A 16,539-nucleotide genomic window follows, 5' to 3' on the forward strand; every position below is an offset into this window, starting at 1 on the left:
GTTTTATTTCAATTGAAAACCGCTATGAGTTGTCTATCTATTTGTTAAACCCGCCCCTATGACAACTGATAACTGATAACTGATATTCAAGGGTGCTATCGGAAAACAATGAAAATACTCGTTACCGATCCTGAAGGATATGTAGGTTCCCTTGTTGTTGCCTGCTTCCAACAACAAGGTCATGAGGTGATTAGCGTCAGTCAAGCGAATGGTGGTGCTGCCTTATCTTTGATTCAGCTGGCAGTAACCGACTTGCAAAATTTTGACGCAGTCATACATACGGGAGAAATCTGCGGGAATCTAGCCTTGCATCCGCAAATCGCCTGTAACATCCACTACAGAGATGCTATGCACTTGGCAAACTTAGCCAAAGCTGCTGGAGTCAGCCGCTTTATTTATTTGTCGTCCTGTAGCGTTTATGGTGCGGGTGAGGAAGAATACGTCACGGAAGAATCTCCCGTTCGTCCTCAAACTCCTTCTGCTACTTGTAAAGCTGCGATTGAAAGCGATCTACTGACGATCGCCTCGGTAGAATTCTCGCCGACAATTCTCCGTCCGGCAATAGCTTTCGGTGCTTCTCCCCGCATTCGCTTTGATGTCGTTCTTAACAATATGGCAGGATTAGCTTGGACGGCTAACAAGATTAATATTCCTGGCAAGGGTCTATCTTGGTGTCCTGTCGTCCACGTTCTAGATATTTGCCAAATTATCAATTGCATTCTCCAAGCACCGCGTCCTCTCGTTCATCAACAAATTTTTAATGTTGGTGATACAAATCATAACTATCAACTCATAGAAATTGCTGCTATGGTAGCAGAAGTTTTTCAAGTTGAGAATTTTAGCTTTGGGCATCATGGTTTTGGCGATCGCGGTCTATTTATGACTTTTGACAAGATTTATCAGTTTTTCCCTGATTTTCAATGTGGTTGGAATCCTCGGCAAGGTGCGGAACAATTATTAAATTTCTTTACTCTTACCGATTCGATCCAAAGTCATTTTACATTGGCGCGATCGCCTCACCGTCAGTCAGAAAACTATCCTTTCCATACTGCGTCAATAGCCTAGAGCGATGAGAGTTTTTGTGAAGGAGCAGCAAGTATTTCTATCTTTCTGCTCCCTTACGCTTATTTGTTGAGTTCACACATGTCAAAATTCAGTGATTTTTCTAAAAATTTTAGATTTTCCGTAATTTTACCCGATTACAAATATAGATAATTTCACCTATCGGCAAATTTGCGGTTGCTGCCAAATAATAAAATAGTTAATTTGAAGTTAATTTGAGTCGATCGCAACTTCATATGTCATAAACTGTTCGTAAGGAGAGTTATCGCTCGATTGTTGTTGGTAATAATAAAAACAATATAAAAAGCCGATGACGTGTATTCAATAACGCGATCGCCAGCGATTTTAAAGTTATTTCAGATTGCTAAGTCTAACGTCTCATTCGAGCTGAAAAGTTCTGATGAGAAATAGCATTAGCAATTAGCAAATGACGCATGACCGTCAAAATAGCAAATCTCAAGAACTATTTGTGACCGCTGTTTAACCTAAAACCGTGTAATTTGGCATGAACACTATCATTGCAGCATCAATTTGCATTTTCTTAGCTGGCAGTTGCTACTTTTTGATGAATTGGATGACCTTCTTTCATCGTCAGCCCGATCCTTCAGTAGAAGATAAATTTTTAGCTTTTACAATTCTAATTGTAGCAACCTTTTTCTGGGTTTTGCTAATTCCTGTTTACTGCTTTAGGCTTTTCACAAAGTTGTTTTTGCACGCGATCGAAGCTATAAAGCAACCCGCAATCAATAAAACAAAATTGACAACTGGCTATTCGGAAGTTTTGAGGACAGACTACAAGGTTAAAAGTCAAATTTAGGGGCTGAATCTTTTAAGAAGGGCTATAATTATAGCGTTTCTTATGCAGGTAAAATACATTCGTAGGGGCGCACAGCCATGCGCCTCTAAAATCATTGCACAGATTTTAATGACCAAATAACATTAGACTGTTCGACATTTATTGGCTCGATTATATAATTTTGCTTTGTTTTAAGCCGAGCTATCAGTGCTAAAAACTCCCTTGCAAATCTAGATTTGAAATCTGTCAAACCGCAGGGATTATATAAAAATACATCACTAAATTGCGCTGTATCAATTGCAATATTTTTTTGATTGATTAGTAAAAGCTTAACATTTGGATTTAGAAGATGACTAAAAGAAAATAAATAAGTAGCATTACAATCGTACAGAGATTGATAATTACTGACAACGACTAGCGGACGAGTAGCCTGATTGATAATTCGAGCAATTTCGTTGTCATTTTGATTTTTACCTTTGTTCCACGCAGCTTTTGAGTAAGCAATTTTAGTAGAAGAAAATATACTACCTGTGAAGATAGCGATCGCTATCCATAGCCAAATTTTTCTTTGCCATTGAGGAAAATGAGGGGAAACAACTTTAGTAGTAAAAAGATAAGCAACAGCAATTTGAATGCTAAGATAGCAAGAAATTAAAAATCGAGCTTGTAGCGTTCTTTGTCCCTGAGTAATAAAGTCTGGAATTGCCAAGCATAAGGCTGTACCTCCAAATAGGGTTAAGAGAAAAAACCAAACTTTACGTTCGGAGAACCGATAGGTGAAATAGGCTGCATATCCGACTAAAATCAGAGTCACTGGCGAGATTAAAAAGTCTAAATTAGTGGCATTGAAAAAAATTAGTCTTATCGTATTTCCCCACGAAAAGACTAGCTGACAAGCAGATATTTTAGCAGCGGATATCCAATTCGTTGAATCTCGCAATCTGCCATAGTTACGAATAGCGATCGCTAGCCAAGGGGTGAAGATTGCTAATGCTATACTTGTAGCCAATAAATAAGCTCGAACTGTTTTTGTCCAGCGCCACCTTCGACTCGAATTTTCAGTTACCAATATATAAATTCCGTGCGCGATCGCCACAAAAGCAGAAAATAAAAAAGTATATAGAGCAGATGTAAGAGCAATCGCGTAAATTCCCCAATTCAATCGACTGTAGCAGCGCTTGGCTTGTAATAAAGCAGCACTAGAAAGTAAAATTGTCACAGTCCATAAACTGTATTGTCGCGCTTCTTGAGCGTAGAGGACGTGAAACGGAGAAATAGCAACTAAAGCGATCGCCATCCATCCCGTTAAGGGCGATAATGGAAATAATTCTCGGCACAGCCAATAGATGCAAGGAAATACAAGTAAGCTAGTAACAGCAGACAAACTGCGGATAGCTGTTACCGAATTACCAAACCATTGCATCCACTGACGCAACATTAAATAATAAAGTGGTGGATGCTGCGGATCTTCTATTGCTAATGATGCGATCGTATCTAGCCAATTGCGGTTATGATTTGGACTTAAATACTGCCGAAATTCGCTAACATCAATAATTTTCCCGTTAAAAGTTTGCTGTACGACTTCTCGAATCACATAACCGCCAACTCTTAAAGAAGTAAAGCCTTCGTCAAACCAGTAAACTTTGCGATCGAGGTTAATTAAGCGAAAAAATATACCTAAAATTAAAATAGCTACGAGAAATCTCTGCAACCAGGGGAAATTTTTGCTACTGAGGGAACGATGCATTCAACGAGTGTGATCTTTAATATTTTCATCGAAAGACGTAAAATTTCGGGCGATCGCATCCCCTAGTTTAAAAATCTTTATATGAATTGCGTGCTTAGCAATAAAACTGGTAGGGTGGGCATTGGCCACCATAATGATAACCTGAGGTAGACATTGCCCACCCTACGATAAAAGCTCTTCACAAATGACAAATAACATTTAAGACACTTCTGCTTTCATCTCATCAATCTCAAACAAACTGACAATCACGCTAGTAATGGGAATAGCCAGAAAAACACCTAATAATCCTGCTACTCTTGCTCCCACCAGTAATGCAAAAAAGATTACGACTGGATTGACGTTTAAAGAACCTTGCATCACTCTAGGAGAAATTAAATTATCTTGAATCTGCTGCAAAATAATACAAGCAGCTAATACTTTTAATGCCAGCCAGACATTTTGAGATAAAACAATTAGAAAAATAATTCCAACTCCTAAAGTTGCTCCAATCCCAGGAATTGCATCAAAAACCCCCACGATTGCTGCTAAAACTAAAGGAAAAGGTACGCTTAATACTAAGAAAACTATAAAGCTAGAAGTCGTTAAGAATAACATTAGAATGAGTTGACCTTGTACGAAACCTGAAAATTTTCGCTTCACAATAAGTTCAAATCTTGCCCGTCGATTTTTCGGTACAGACTTTAGAATAAATCCCCAAAGTCGTTGACCGTCGAGCAGCATAAAAAAGGAAACTACCGCAATCAGAATTAAATTGAGAAAATTAGTAAAAAATATTTGAATAGTAGAAAAACTATAAGATAAACCCACACTCAGTCCTGAGAGAATTTGATTTTGTAACTGTTGTTGAATAGCATTTAGATCGACTATAATATTACGATTGCGTAAAAATACCTCTAGGTTTTCTACTAAAGGAATTAAAGAGTTCAAAAAAGCTGTAATACTATTAATTAACTGTTGTGCTTGAGATACTAACGATAAACCAACAGTAATTGTGAGCGCAATAATTAATACTAAACTAATGAGGAAAACTATAGCAACTGCTACATAGCGAGGCAAGTATTTTTGCAACCACTGTACGGGATAGCTGAGTAAAAACGCTAAGATCGCAGCAAATGAGAAAATTGCAATCACATCCTCGAAATATTTTAGCAGCAAGATAGAAGCCCATCCAGAAAGAAAGAGTAGCAAGAAACGCACCAACACCAAATTATTTAAGCGTTCCCAAAAATTCGGTGGTTCCTGCATATCTGGCTTCATAAGTACGATCGCTATTTGCTTAACATAGATCTCCAGCTAGGAGTACAGCATATGGTAACTGCTGGAAATAATCACCTACCTCAAGCAACAGATAGCTCTTGTACGAGGACGTATGGTTGGACGATCAGAGTATTAAACTGCCTAGCGCGATCGCTATTCCAATCAGAAAGTTGATTGGTAGAAGGCTTAGCAATCAATGCTTCACCGATCCAATGTTGTACCGCACTCACGTTATCATTCGCGATCGCCACCCCAACATCAAGAATATCGAGCTGTGGTGCAACAACTACCAGTGCATCTCGCATTGCATGAGGAATCAACCACTCCCACTCAGCTCTATCTAAACTTTCCGCCAGTTCTGTTCTTAAATCTTCCATCAGTCTGAGGTTGTAACAACATTTTTACAGTTTATCGTTTAGGAGGTAGCAGTGAGTGGCTAGCGGCTAGTGACTGGTGACTAGATAAAGAATCCAGCCACTAGCCACCAGCCACTAGCCACTGATAACCGATTATCTTCCCAATTCGTGCAGCGTAGTAATCGCGGCGGCGCACTTTTGCGTGACGGCTTGTAATTCTTCCTTGTCGGTAGAAGTAGGAGGGGGAATGACTTTGCCAATTCTCACGGTGATGGGAACGGGACGGGGAACGGCAGAACCTTTGATTAAAATTTTTTCGGTTCCCCACAGGCTGACGGGTAAGAGTGGAGCTTGGGCTTTGGCGGCGAGTAATGCGGCTCCGCGTTTGGGATCGGTAATGCGTCCGTCAGATGTGCGCTTTCCCTCTAAATACACGCCTATTGCCCAGCCATCTTCTAAACATTTAAGCGCAGCGCGAATAGCCTTGCGATCGCCCGCTCCGCGACTGACGGGATAAGCACCGTACAACTCAATTGCTTGCTTCAAAACCGGAACGTCAAATAACTCTTCTTTTGCCATGTAAGCAACTGGTCGTCTCATACAAGCCGAGAGAAGTGGCGGATCGAAATAACTGGCATGATTGCTCACGACCACCAACGATCCCTTTTGGGGGACATTTTCTGCCCCAAAAATTCGTCCCCGAAAATAAGCGTGCAGCATCGGACTGACCACCGAATATTTAAATAGGTAGTACAGCAGCAGACTGGCAAATGGTTCGCGTTCTTTTGGCATGGGGAATCGGGAGTCGGGAGTCGGGAATCGGGAGACAAGGGGGACAAGGAAGCAGTTCTAGCCACTAGCCACTAGCCACCAGCCACTAGTTCCACTAGTTACTGATAACTGTCAACTTACGACTTACCACTAATATTTTCTAAACCTAAGTCAGGGGAAGTCCGCTTGATTAATCCGGTCAGGACGCTACCTGGACCAATTTCTACCACCTGTTGCACGCCTTCCTCTACAAAGTGCTGAACTGTCTCGCGCCAACGGACTCCACCTGTCATTTGACGTGTCAATCGATCTTTTAAAATCGCTGCATCTACAGTTGGTACTGGTTCCACGTTCGATAAAACTGGAATTGTCGCCGTGTTAAAGGTGACGGTTGCTAATACTTGTTGAAACTCGCTGGCGGCTGCTGCCATAAATGGCGAGTGGAAGGCTCCCGATACTTTTAAAGGCATAGCCCGTTTCGTTTTGATACTAGCAATCAACTCTTGCACGGCGGTGGGAGTGCCAGAAATTACGACTTGGGCTGGGCTGTTATCGTTTGCCAGGACAACATCGGACATTTGTTGCAGTTGAGTTTCTAATTGGGCGCGATCGAAACCAATTAAAGCTGCCATCATCCCACCAGAAACGCTGTCCATCAGTTCGGCACGGCGTTTAATCAGACGCAATCCCGACGACCAATCAAACGCGCCAGCAACGTAGAGAGCAGCATATTCTCCTAAGCTATGACCTGCTACTAAGTCTGGTTGTCGTCCTTGTTGTCGTAACAAGTCGGCAAGAATAGATTCTACAACGTACATACAAGGCTGGGTGTAGAGCGTACGCGACAGGCTGTCATCTTCGCTCTGGCAAATTTCAACTACAGACCAACCTAAAATTTCTTCTGCCTGGGCAAACTTATCTTTGGCATAGTCGATTTCTAACAAATCCATCCCCATGCCAGTTGCTTGCGAGCCTTGCCCTGGAAATACCCATGCTGTTTTAGTCATTTGTCATTTGTCATTTGTGAGTGGCTGGTGGCTCGTGGTTAGTGGCTAGTCACCAGTCACCAGCCACTAGCCACTGATAACTGGTCACTGATAACTGATTCACCTATTTCCATTGAAAGACGGCGGCTCCCCAAGTCAAGCCTGCGCCAAAGCCAGAGACGGCGATGATGTGGTTGGGTTGCACTTGTCCTTGGCGGACTGCTTCGTCGAGTGCCAGGGGAATGGAGGCGGCGGAGGTGTTGCCGTAATGGGCGAGATTGCTAATAACTTTATGGGCGGGAATTTTTAAGCGATCGGCTACAGCATCAAGGATGCGCTGGTTGGCTTGATGTAGGAGCAACCAATCGATGTTGTCAACAGTGAGATTGGCACGAAATAGAGCTTTGTCAATGACTTCTGGAACTCTCTGCACGGCAAAACGATAGACTTCTTTACCGTTCATGGTGATGGGTTGATAAGTTCCTTGAGTCACTTCCACCCCATCCATGAGTTGTTTTGAGTTGCCTTGATAGCCGAGGTTGAGGCAGTGATTTTCCGTACCGTCGCTTTTGAGTTCAAATCCGAGTAAGCGATCGCGTTTGTCTGCTTGCATCACGACAGCTCCCGCACCATCGCCAAATAGGACGCAGGTACGCCGATCTTCCCAATCTACCCAACGAGACAGCACATCTGCCCCAATCAGCAAGACATTCTGATAGACTCCCGTGCGGATGTATTGGGCAGCAGTGACCATACCAAACACAAATCCAGAACAAGCTGCGGTCAGATCGAAGGCTACGGCATTACTCGCACCCAACCGTGCTTGGACTTGACAAGCACTGCCAAAAAGATCGTCGGCGCTGGACGTTGCTAAAAGAATCAGATCGATTTCGGCTGGTGTAATGCCTGCCATCGCGATCGCCTCTTGTCCAGCAGCGGCAGCGATCGAGCTTAAAGACTCCGCTGCCGTGGCTAGCCGCCTGCTACCGATGCCCGTACGACTTCTAATCCACTCATCGGATGTGTCTACCAGTTGACTGAGACTCTGGTTATCTAACACGGTTGCTGGTGTGGCGGAACCGCTACCTGTAATAATTATGCCTGATTGTTGTACCATGCTTCTCCCTGTAGAAGGAGTGAGGAGTGAGGGGTGAGGGGATTAAACTTTTCCCTCGCTCCTCGCTCCTCGCTCCTCGCTCCTCATTCTTCCGCGATCGCTACCGAGCCTTGAATCCGCTCTAGCACTTCGTTGTCTACTGCTTCTCTTGCCAGACGAATGGCATTAAAAATCGACGGTGCTTGAGAGCTACCGTGGCTGATAATGCAGATCCCGGCGACACCCAAAAGTAATCCGCCTCCATGCTCGGCATGATCTACCCGCTGCTTGATGCGTTTCAGGTTTGGTCGCAACAGCGATACGCCTAACTGACCGTGCAATCCTTGGGGTAACTCTTCACGCAGGATTTGCAGCAACACTTCTCCCACTGCTTCGGCAAATTTCAACAGCACGTTACCAGCAAAGCCATCGCACACGATTACATCAAAATCACCGGAGAGGATATCTCGCCCTTCGGCATTTCCGACAAATGGAACTTTAGGATTAGCTTGGAGCAGTTGGTAAGCTTGAAGCGCGAGATCGTTCCCTTTGGATTCTTCCTCGCCAATATTTAGTAAACCGACTTTAGGTTCGGGAATACCTAGAACGTATTTGCTGTAAACCGTCCCCATGACCGCAAATTGTTCTAAGAACTTGGGGCGACAATCGACGTTTGCACCCACATCTAGGATCAAAACTTGCTTGCTAGCAACGATTGTGGGAAACACGGCTCCAATCGCTGGGCGATCGATTCCTGATAGTCTTCCCAAACGTAATAATGCCGATGCCATCGCTGCACCTGAGTGTCCGGCTGAGACTACGGCATCTGCCTGTTTTTGCTTGACCAAATTCATTGCTACGTTAATCGAAGCTTTGGGCTTGCGCCTAATGCCACTCAGAGGCTCCTCGTGCATTTCTATCGTCCCTTGGGCAGGGACGATTTCTAACTGACCGAGATTAGTATTAGCGGGCAAGACGGCTTCAATCTGCTGGCGATCGCCCACCAGTATGACCTCTACGCCTAATTCATCCCTTGCTCGCAGAGCACCAGCAACAATTTCAGCGGGTGCGTGGTCTCCCCCCATAGCGTCTATTGCGATTCGTGCGCGAGTCTTTCCCATTGATGACAGTTCCAGAAACCTTAAAGATCTTACCAGTTATCAGTTATCAGTTATCAGTTATCGGAAGGTCGTAGGGGCGGGTTTTTTCGCAGATCTGTACTAGAACAAATAATTCTTCGTTCAAACCCACCCGAGCGAGCGGAAGGTCGTAGGGGCGGGTTTTTTCGCAGATCTGTACTAGAACAAATAATTCTTCGTTCAAACCCGCCCGTAAGAGTCAGGAGTAATTGCGAATTGCAAATCGCCAATTACGAATTGAATTATCTCCTGCTAAAAGGTAAGCAATTAAGTCCGATCTGTCAAACTTACTGGTGGCGCAGTTTTAGGTACTGGTGCAAAGCTTTGCGCTCCTGCGGAGCTGATAATGATGGGTTGCAGGATCGCCGTATTAGCAATGGAATTATTTGCCAGCGTAAACAGTGGGTTAGAGAGAATTCCAGCTAGAGATGTCGCAATTAAAGAAAGTACGATACCCACTTGTAGCGGACGCATCCCTGATAAAGTCCAGTTGATTTCGGGATAGTTTTTTACCACATCGGACATTTCCTGCGGTTCCTTGACCACCATCATCCTGACGACACGGATGTAGTAATAAATTGAAACTACGGTGGTAACTAGTCCTAGCAATACCAATCCATACTGTCCGGCTTGCCAGCCAGCCCAGAATAAATAGATTTTGCCGAAGAAACCTGCTAGTGGTGGAATCCCTCCTAAAGATAGCAAGCAAATGCTAAGGCACAGTGTCAGCAAGGGATCTTTTTGATATAAACCTGAGTATTCGCTAATTTGGTCGGTTCCCGTGCGGAGGGAGAACAGAACGACGCAGCAGAAGCCGCCCAGGTTCATGAACAGATATACCAACAGGTAAAATACCATACTGGCGTATCCTGCTTCCGTACCTGCAATTAAACCAATCATGACGAATCCGGCTTGGGCAATGGAAGAATAAGCCAACATCCGTTTCATGCTGGTTTGAGCAAGAGCAACGACGTTACCCAAAATCATACTCAGGACAGCGAGGGCGGTGAAGACAAACTTCCACTCGCTAGAAAGTAAGGGAAAAGCAGTAGAAAGAAGGCGAATGGCAAGGGCAAACCCAGCGGCTTTAGAACCTACAGATAAGAAAGCAATGACTGGAGTGGGCGCACCTTCATAAACGTCTGGAGTCCATTGGTGGAAAGGTGCAGCGGAGATTTTGAAGCCAATTCCCGCAATGACGAAGACAAGGGAGATCGCCAGACCGAGAGATTGACCCGCATTAGCTTGGACGATCCCAGTGGCGATCGCGCTCAATTCGGTTTCTCCACCGGATAATCCATATAGTAAGGATACGCCGTAGAGAAAGACGGCTGTAGAGGAAGCACCAATCAATAGGTATTTCAGCGCCGCCTCGTTAGAACGGGGGTCGCGCTTGGTGTATCCCGTCAGTAGATAAGAGGAAATACTTAAAGACTCTAGAGAGATAAAAATCATCACTAGCTCGTTTGCTCCAGACAGGAACATTCCCCCTAAAGTGGCGGTGAGCAAAATGACAAGAAACTCCGCCAAAGCCGTACCGCTTTTTTCGACGTAGGTAATCGACATCAAAATGGTGACAGCGGCAGACAGCGCGATAATGCCGCGAAAGACTATGCTCAGGTCATCACCATTAAAGCCGCCTAAGAAAGCTATTGGATTGGCAATATCCCATTGAAAATAGAGAGCGATTATGGAGCCAAGCAGCCCTGCGATCGCTGCATAAGCAACCCAGCGCGAGGAACTACGACCCACAATCAAGTCACCAACTAAAACTACCATGAGGGTAACGAGGACGATACTCTCTGGCAAAATCGTCCCAGCATTCAACTGGGTTGCAAGATTGGCTAAATCCATACTCTTTGTATCAGTTGCGATGTATCAGTTGCGATGTAATCAGTTGCGATCGTTGAGCATTAGGACTGACTGTGTTAGTTTTATTTTCTCTTAATCCGATCCCCTTTCGGTCACGCCACCCCAGCTAATATTAGCGTTAACTGGGATTGAGAGGATAAGTTTTGCTTGTTACATTAGGGCGAGTGAATGCATATCATTGCAAATTTCTTATAGCTGATTTCAGTTACATATGGCGATCGCTAATCTAGATATACCGAATATTAGCCATCATATTTTGAAAGAGAAAAAGCCCGAAAAATCGGGCTATGCGATCGTAAATCTTGTAGAGAGGTTACATGCAACATCTCTACACTGATAACAGTTAACAGTTAACTGATAACTGACAACTGGTCACTGACTCAAAGTTGTCCCCGTAGTGGAGAAATTAGAGAGAAAATCGGGAATCGGATTGCCTCCATTACGTCCCACGGCAGGAATTTCTAGTAATTGGTCTGTGGCTTGCCCTTTCCCATCATTAACTACAGCATTTTGGTCGCCTGGGTGTCCGTTGGGAATAAAAAGCTGTGGATGGTCGAAGGGCGCTCTTTGAAAGCGAACTCGCTCGTCGGTGAGTCCGCGCAAGAAGGCGACAAACGCTTGTTTTTCATTATTGGTCAAATTCAGCACTGGCAAACCGCCAAAATCTCCACCGCGACTGTAAAAATCTATGACTTGCTCTAAAGTCAAAGTTCCGCCGTTATGAAAGTAAGGAGCAGTCAGTTCTATATTTCGCAGTCCTGGGGTTTTGAAGGCTCCATTCGCCAGGATGGTATCGCTGGGACTTAGGGGTGGATCGAGCGTGGGTGGATTTTCTCCTAACAATTGCGAGAATTTCCCTTGCTGTGCCAACCGTGCTTCAGAGAGCGAATTGCCAAACCCGTCATCAGCACCTAAAGCAACGTCTTCCTGTGGAGGTCTAACTCCAATGGCAAAAAATCCCGTATCTTCCACAGGGGTTCCAGGGATTGGCGCTCGTCCGATTCTACCGCGACCAGTAACATTCCGAAACGAAGCCGCAGTGAGTTCTGTACTTGCATGACAGCCAATACAACCCCTGCGAGTGAAAAGCTGCCATCCTTGCTGTTGCTGTGGGGTAAAAGCACTGCGGTTTCCCGCTAAGAATTGGTCGAAGGGTGTTTGGCTGGAGACTAGAGTAGATTCATAGGCTTGAACTGCTAATCCAAAGAATAGCGAAAAATTGTATTCTGCCAGCGTATATAGCACTCGAAGTATAGATTAGGACGCAAGACGAACAGAAGCATCTACTCGTTCACGAAAGTTTTCAATGGTTCCTTGAGATTTCCTTACTCGGTTTTTAATCGGAAACCAGTAATGCTCAATCTCATTTAAATCGGGAGAGTAAGGCGGTAAGTATTCAAGTTCACATTTTGCTTGGGCGATTAATTCTCGGATTTTCTCAGATTTATGAAAGGTAGCATTGTCTAGAATTAAAGTCTGTCCTGGTTTTAAATGCGGTAACAACTTTTCAGATAACCATTGCTCAAAAACTAAGCGATTGCAAGCGCCTTCAAATGTGAATGGAGCTATCAATTTACCTTGACATAAACCACTGATAATGCTAACTCTCATACTTCTTTTTCCCGATTTCAAGTCAAAGAATCTTTGTCCTTTTTCATTCCAGCCATAACCATAGTCGTCTCGATTATCTATTCCTGACTCATCTATATATACTCGCTCTTCTATGCCTTTTTGACCAATCTTTTCGAGAAACTCTTGCCTTTTGGCTTCATCTCTTTCTTGATACCCGTAAGTTTTTTTTTCGAGTAAATCTAATTTTCTTCAAAGCTTTGCCAATAGTTCTGTCACTAATTTCTTCTTGCCAAGAAGAAGCCATTTCTTTTTGAGTTCGACTGCCATGTTTTCGGACAAATTCCTTAAACTCTTCTAAATCGGTAATTTTTGCGCCATAGCCTCGCTGATATCCATCTTCTGCTCGATAATCTCCTGTTTCTTCCCTTTTCTGAAGCCAGAGATTGATGGTGTTCCGGCTAATTTTAAAGATTTTACTGGCTTGGGTTTTTCCCATTCCACCATCTATTGCCTGTATGACTTTTGTTCTCAAATCATAACTATAGGGAGCTGGCATTTTTTCTCTCGTTGATTTCTCCTCTATTATGTCCTAATCTTTGTTTCGAGTGCTATACTCGATTGTTGATAGGGGACGGTTTCGCGGTCGGCGATAAAATCTTCGCCTACCCGTATTCGGATTGACGCGAATCACCATGTTGGAGTCCCACCACTGGGGTTGGAAAGCTTCTTGAATCATCTGCTCGTAGGTTTTATTTAAACCTGGCTGAGGTGCTTTGCTGAAAGCACCTAAAACGCTGTCATCGGCAGCGACGAGCTGTTTTGCTAAAGGTGGTAAAGCAAGGAGTTTTTTACCTGCCTTTCTCCCTATTCTCCTGATAATTCTGCGGCGGGTCGATTGTGCTGTCGTATCACTGCTTTGTGCGATCGCATCTGTTGAGGCGGCGATATCAGCACTGTTACTATCGACTACATTACCGTTAGTATCTCTCACCCTCACGGTGTTATCCGTATCAGATAAATCGATGACTAATGGTGCTATTGGCAAATCTTCGGCTGCTGTCTCAACTGCTGTAGTTATTGGTGCTACGGCTTGGGAAGCCAGAGAGGAATTTTTAATTCTGACTGGTACATCCCGCAAGCGTCTGCGGTTATTGGCTTGTAAGACAAACGCTTCTGGGTTTCTCAATCCAGAGCGATCGACTCCATTAAATATATTTTGGGCGCTACCGTCCCAGAAATTACGGAAGTTAAAAACAGCATCGATGACAGTTGGAGAGTGACGATCTGTGACGCGCCGTGTGTTAATACCTTGGACTCTGAAAATATCATCTGGCTGCGGCGTGACGTTATCTTTATCACTTCCAGGCACGATATCGACAAAATTAGCTCGAAATACTCCTTGGGAGCCTGCAATATCATTGCTGTCAGATATAACCCTAGAGGCGATATTATTGGGGTCTTCTAGCTTATGAAAGGGAAAATCTGCCGCTGTTAACTGATAATTAGGCGCGCCAGCAAGATTAAATACGCGATCGCCTGCTCTTAATCCTGGGTTGATTTGGTTTTTCGAGCGGCTGTCTGCACCTGCTTTAAAGTGGCAAGTTGCACAAGTGACATTACCATCCGTACCGAGTTGCATATCCCAGAATAAAGTTTTTCCCAAAGCGATCGCGGCGGTTTTGTTGCGAATAAATTCGCCGATATTGTCGGGTTCGGGAATGGAGACTTGGTTTAAAGGTACAATCGGCGGACTACCAACTTGTGCCGACACAGTATGTCCGGTTAAGACTGTAAAGATCGCAAGCAGGGCGATCGTAATACTAGTTTTGAGTTTTCTCGATAGTTGATTTCCTCCGAATTGCCGAGCTAAAAACGAAGTAAAAAAGCGAACGCCAGCCCAAAAAATAGCTGCTAGCTTCGCAAAAAAACGAGCTATAAAACGATAAAAAACTGTTTCGTTTTCTTTATTCGATAACTCGTTTGGTGGTTTATGCTTCAAACCATGACTCATGGCAAAATTCCCTTTGTTGGTTTGAGTAGAGATAAAATCTCTGCTTCCACAAAACAACATTGGTTGACTCAATTACTTAAAATCGTAATATTTTGATATATAGTCATTGGTCATTGGTCATTGGTCATTGGTCATTGGTCATTTGTGAAAGCACAATTAGCAGATCGCAGACAGATGGACGATATTTTCACAATTGGTTAGACACGCTATAGATCGATCTGCATCAGCAGCAGGGCGATCGCTTTACCTTTTCTTTTTAATTTAGCTGCCAATTTAAACTTTTTACACAACAACAGCTTTTACTAGCTAATCTTTCACACTAACTTCGGTAATTCTTCCAGTCTGAAATCTTCAAAAAATCAATTATTCTATATTTGGCTCTGTGCCAGCGAAGTCAATAGCCAAGACCTGAGAAATAATTATGACATTTGAAAAAGAATTAGAAGAAATTACCGCATTAATCTTATTTAGCTGCACGGGTCTATTTTTTGGATTTTTACTATTTTTTATTTGGGCTTATTCTTGATTAGTAATCTTCGATCAAAATTGAGATAGTAGGGTGGGCATTGCCCACCTTATTTTTTTGTAAAAAATAGACATAGCATTTGGATTGGCGAAACTAGCCAAAATAAGAAAAATATAGCTGCGCCACAACCTTCTATCAAACTACTTTCACCGCTAATATTTACGGCGTAGGTTGTCTCAATTTTCGCTGGAATAAGACTACTATACCAAAAGTATTCACAAACCGACCATGCTACATGTATAGCACTCGAAACAAAGATTAGGACATAATAGAGGAGAAATCAACGAGAGAAAAAATGCCAGCTCCCTATAGTTATGATTTGAGAACAAAAGTCATACAGGCAATAGATGGTGGAATGGGAAAAACCCAAGCCAGTAAAATCTTTAAAATTAGCCGGAACACCATCAATCTCTGGCTTCAGAAAAGGGAAGAAACAGGAGATTATCGAGCAGAAGATGGATATCAGCGAGGCTATGGCGCAAAAATTACCGATTTAGAAGAGTTTAAGGAATTTGTCCGAAAACATGGCAGTCGAACTCAAAAAGAAATGGCTTCTTCTTGGCAAGAAGAAATTAGTGACAGAACTATTGGCAAAGCTTTGAAGAAAATTAGATTTACTCGAAAAAAAAACTTACGGGTATCAAGAAAGAGATGAAGCCAAAAGGCAAGAGTTTCTCGAAAAGATTGGTCAAAAAGGCATAGAAGAGCGAGTATATATAGATGAGTCAGGAATAGATAATCGAGACGACTATGGTTATGGCTGGAATGAAAAAGGACAAAGATTCTTTGACTTGAAATCGGGAAAAAGAAGTATGAGAGTTAGCATTATCAGTGGTTTATGTCAAGGTAAATTGATAGCTCCATTCACATTTGAAGGCGCTTGCAATCGCTTAGTTTTTGAGCAATGGTTATCTGAAAAGTTGTTACCGCATTTAAAACCAGGACAGACTTTAATTCTAGACAATGCTACCTTTCATAAATCTGAGAAAATCCGAGAATTAATCGCCCAAGCAAAATGTGAACTTGAATACTTACCGCCTTACTCTCCCGATTTAAATGAGATTGAGCATTACTGGTTTCCGATTAAAAACCGAGTAAGGAAATCTCAAGGAACCATTGAAAACTTTCGTGAACGAGTAGATGCTTCTGTTCGTCTTGCGTCCTAATCTATACTTCGAGTGCTATATAGTAATAAGTATTATAATAATGCTTTTTATAAATTTTTTCATTAGCTAAGCAAAGGAATCGTCATGTCGGAGCAAAACCTTCCGTTTTGTCTACTAGATGAAAGCCAACTTAAAAGACTGTTGATTTTTCATTAGTCCGCGTAGGCGGACTTTGTTTGTAT

13 protein-coding genes are annotated in these 16,539 nt (G+C 43.2%); 2 read left to right on the forward strand and 11 right to left on the reverse strand.

Annotation, left to right across the window (positions count from 1 at the left end; genetic code table 11):
- The first annotated feature begins 108 nt into the window (after positions 1–108).
- On the forward strand, positions 109–1,065 hold the full coding sequence (locus QH73_RS04605; protein ID WP_052290016.1) for an NAD-dependent epimerase/dehydratase family protein: 957 nt from the start codon (positions 109–111) through the stop codon (positions 1,063–1,065).
- 905 nt (positions 1,066–1,970) lie between these two features.
- On the opposite strand, the gene QH73_RS04615 is transcribed toward QH73_RS04605, so the two are convergent.
- The 11 genes from QH73_RS04615 to QH73_RS04665 form a co-directional block, all read right to left on the reverse strand.
- Positions 1,971–3,605 (reverse strand): glycosyltransferase family 39 protein, encoded by a 1,635-nt coding sequence (locus tag QH73_RS04615; protein WP_039715418.1) that lies wholly within the window; start codon positions 3,603–3,605, stop codon positions 1,971–1,973.
- 198 nt (positions 3,606–3,803) lie between these two features.
- The gene (locus QH73_RS04620; RefSeq protein ID WP_236146881.1) at positions 3,804–4,862 is read right to left on the reverse strand and encodes an AI-2E family transporter; all 1,059 of its coding nucleotides are present in this window, start codon (positions 4,860–4,862) and stop codon (positions 3,804–3,806) included.
- A gap of 80 nt (positions 4,863–4,942) precedes the next feature.
- Positions 4,943–5,239 carry a DUF2288 domain-containing protein gene (locus QH73_RS04625; protein WP_039715419.1) on the reverse strand — a complete coding sequence of 99 codons (297 nt, stop codon included), beginning with the start codon at positions 5,237–5,239 and terminating at the stop codon, positions 4,943–4,945.
- A gap of 132 nt (positions 5,240–5,371) precedes the next feature.
- A complete protein-coding gene (locus tag QH73_RS04630; protein ID WP_039715420.1) occupies positions 5,372–6,010 on the reverse strand; it encodes a lysophospholipid acyltransferase family protein in 639 nt (212 codons plus the stop codon).
- 116 nt (positions 6,011–6,126) lie between these two features.
- Positions 6,127–6,996, reverse strand: coding sequence for an ACP S-malonyltransferase (gene fabD, locus QH73_RS04635; RefSeq protein WP_039715421.1), 870 nt, complete (start codon positions 6,994–6,996; stop codon positions 6,127–6,129).
- A 103-nt stretch (positions 6,997–7,099) separates the two neighbouring features.
- Complete coding sequence (locus QH73_RS04640; protein WP_039715422.1) at positions 7,100–8,092, reverse strand: beta-ketoacyl-ACP synthase III; 993 nt, start codon at positions 8,090–8,092, stop codon at positions 7,100–7,102.
- A gap of 83 nt (positions 8,093–8,175) precedes the next feature.
- Positions 8,176–9,192, reverse strand: a complete 1,017-nt coding sequence (gene plsX, locus QH73_RS04645; RefSeq protein ID WP_039715423.1) for a phosphate acyltransferase PlsX — start codon at positions 9,190–9,192, stop codon at positions 8,176–8,178.
- A gap of 285 nt (positions 9,193–9,477) precedes the next feature.
- A complete protein-coding gene (locus tag QH73_RS04650; protein WP_039715424.1) occupies positions 9,478–11,064 on the reverse strand; it encodes an NAD(P)H-quinone oxidoreductase subunit N in 1,587 nt (528 codons plus the stop codon).
- Positions 11,065–11,454: 390 nt separating this feature from the next.
- Positions 11,455–12,327: a cytochrome-c peroxidase gene (locus tag QH73_RS04655; RefSeq protein ID WP_309476448.1), complete on the reverse strand. Its 873-nt coding sequence runs from the start codon at positions 12,325–12,327 to the stop codon at positions 11,455–11,457.
- 12 nt (positions 12,328–12,339) lie between these two features.
- Positions 12,340–13,210 (reverse strand): IS630 family transposase gene (locus QH73_RS04660; RefSeq protein ID WP_132866633.1). Its coding sequence is split into 2 segments (ribosomal slippage): positions 12,340–12,903 and positions 12,905–13,210, totalling 870 coding nucleotides; the frame shifts between segments, so codons are not numbered across the junction.
- A 33-nt stretch (positions 13,211–13,243) separates the two neighbouring features.
- Positions 13,244–14,725 carry a cytochrome c peroxidase gene (locus QH73_RS04665; RefSeq protein WP_132866636.1) on the reverse strand — a complete coding sequence of 494 codons (1,482 nt, stop codon included), beginning with the start codon at positions 14,723–14,725 and terminating at the stop codon, positions 13,244–13,246.
- A gap of 761 nt (positions 14,726–15,486) precedes the next feature.
- On the opposite strand from QH73_RS04665, the gene QH73_RS04670 reads away from it, so the two are divergent.
- Positions 15,487–16,357, forward strand: a protein-coding gene (locus QH73_RS04670) for an IS630 family transposase (RefSeq protein ID WP_132866633.1) whose coding sequence is annotated in 2 segments (ribosomal slippage) — positions 15,487–15,792 and positions 15,794–16,357 — 870 coding nt in all. Because the reading frame shifts where the segments join, the coding sequence is not laid out codon by codon here.
- Positions 16,358–16,539 lie beyond the last annotated feature (182 nt).

The organism is Scytonema millei VB511283 (assembly GCF_000817735.3).
Lineage (GTDB): Bacteria > Cyanobacteriota > Cyanobacteriia > Cyanobacteriales > Chroococcidiopsidaceae > Chroococcidiopsis > Chroococcidiopsis millei_B.

Coding starts and splice junctions, on each gene's coding strand:
- QH73_RS04605 (WP_052290016.1), top strand. CDS start 109: ATGAAAATACTCGTTACCGATCCTGAAGGATATGTAGGTTCCCTTGTT.
- QH73_RS04615 (WP_039715418.1), bottom strand. CDS start 3,605: ATGCATCGTTCCCTCAGTAGCAAAAATTTCCCCTGGTTGCAGAGATTT.
- QH73_RS04620 (WP_236146881.1), bottom strand. CDS start 4,862: ATGAAGCCAGATATGCAGGAACCACCGAATTTTTGGGAACGCTTAAAT.
- QH73_RS04625 (WP_039715419.1), bottom strand. CDS start 5,239: ATGGAAGATTTAAGAACAGAACTGGCGGAAAGTTTAGATAGAGCTGAG.
- QH73_RS04630 (WP_039715420.1), bottom strand. CDS start 6,010: ATGCCAAAAGAACGCGAACCATTTGCCAGTCTGCTGCTGTACTACCTA.
- fabD (WP_039715421.1), bottom strand. CDS start 6,996: ATGACTAAAACAGCATGGGTATTTCCAGGGCAAGGCTCGCAAGCAACT.
- QH73_RS04640 (WP_039715422.1), bottom strand. CDS start 8,092: ATGGTACAACAATCAGGCATAATTATTACAGGTAGCGGTTCCGCCACA.
- plsX (WP_039715423.1), bottom strand. CDS start 9,192: ATGGGAAAGACTCGCGCACGAATCGCAATAGACGCTATGGGGGGAGAC.
- QH73_RS04650 (WP_039715424.1), bottom strand. CDS start 11,064: ATGGATTTAGCCAATCTTGCAACCCAGTTGAATGCTGGGACGATTTTG.
- QH73_RS04665 (WP_132866636.1), bottom strand. CDS start 14,725: ATGTTGTTTTGTGGAAGCAGAGATTTTATCTCTACTCAAACCAACAAA.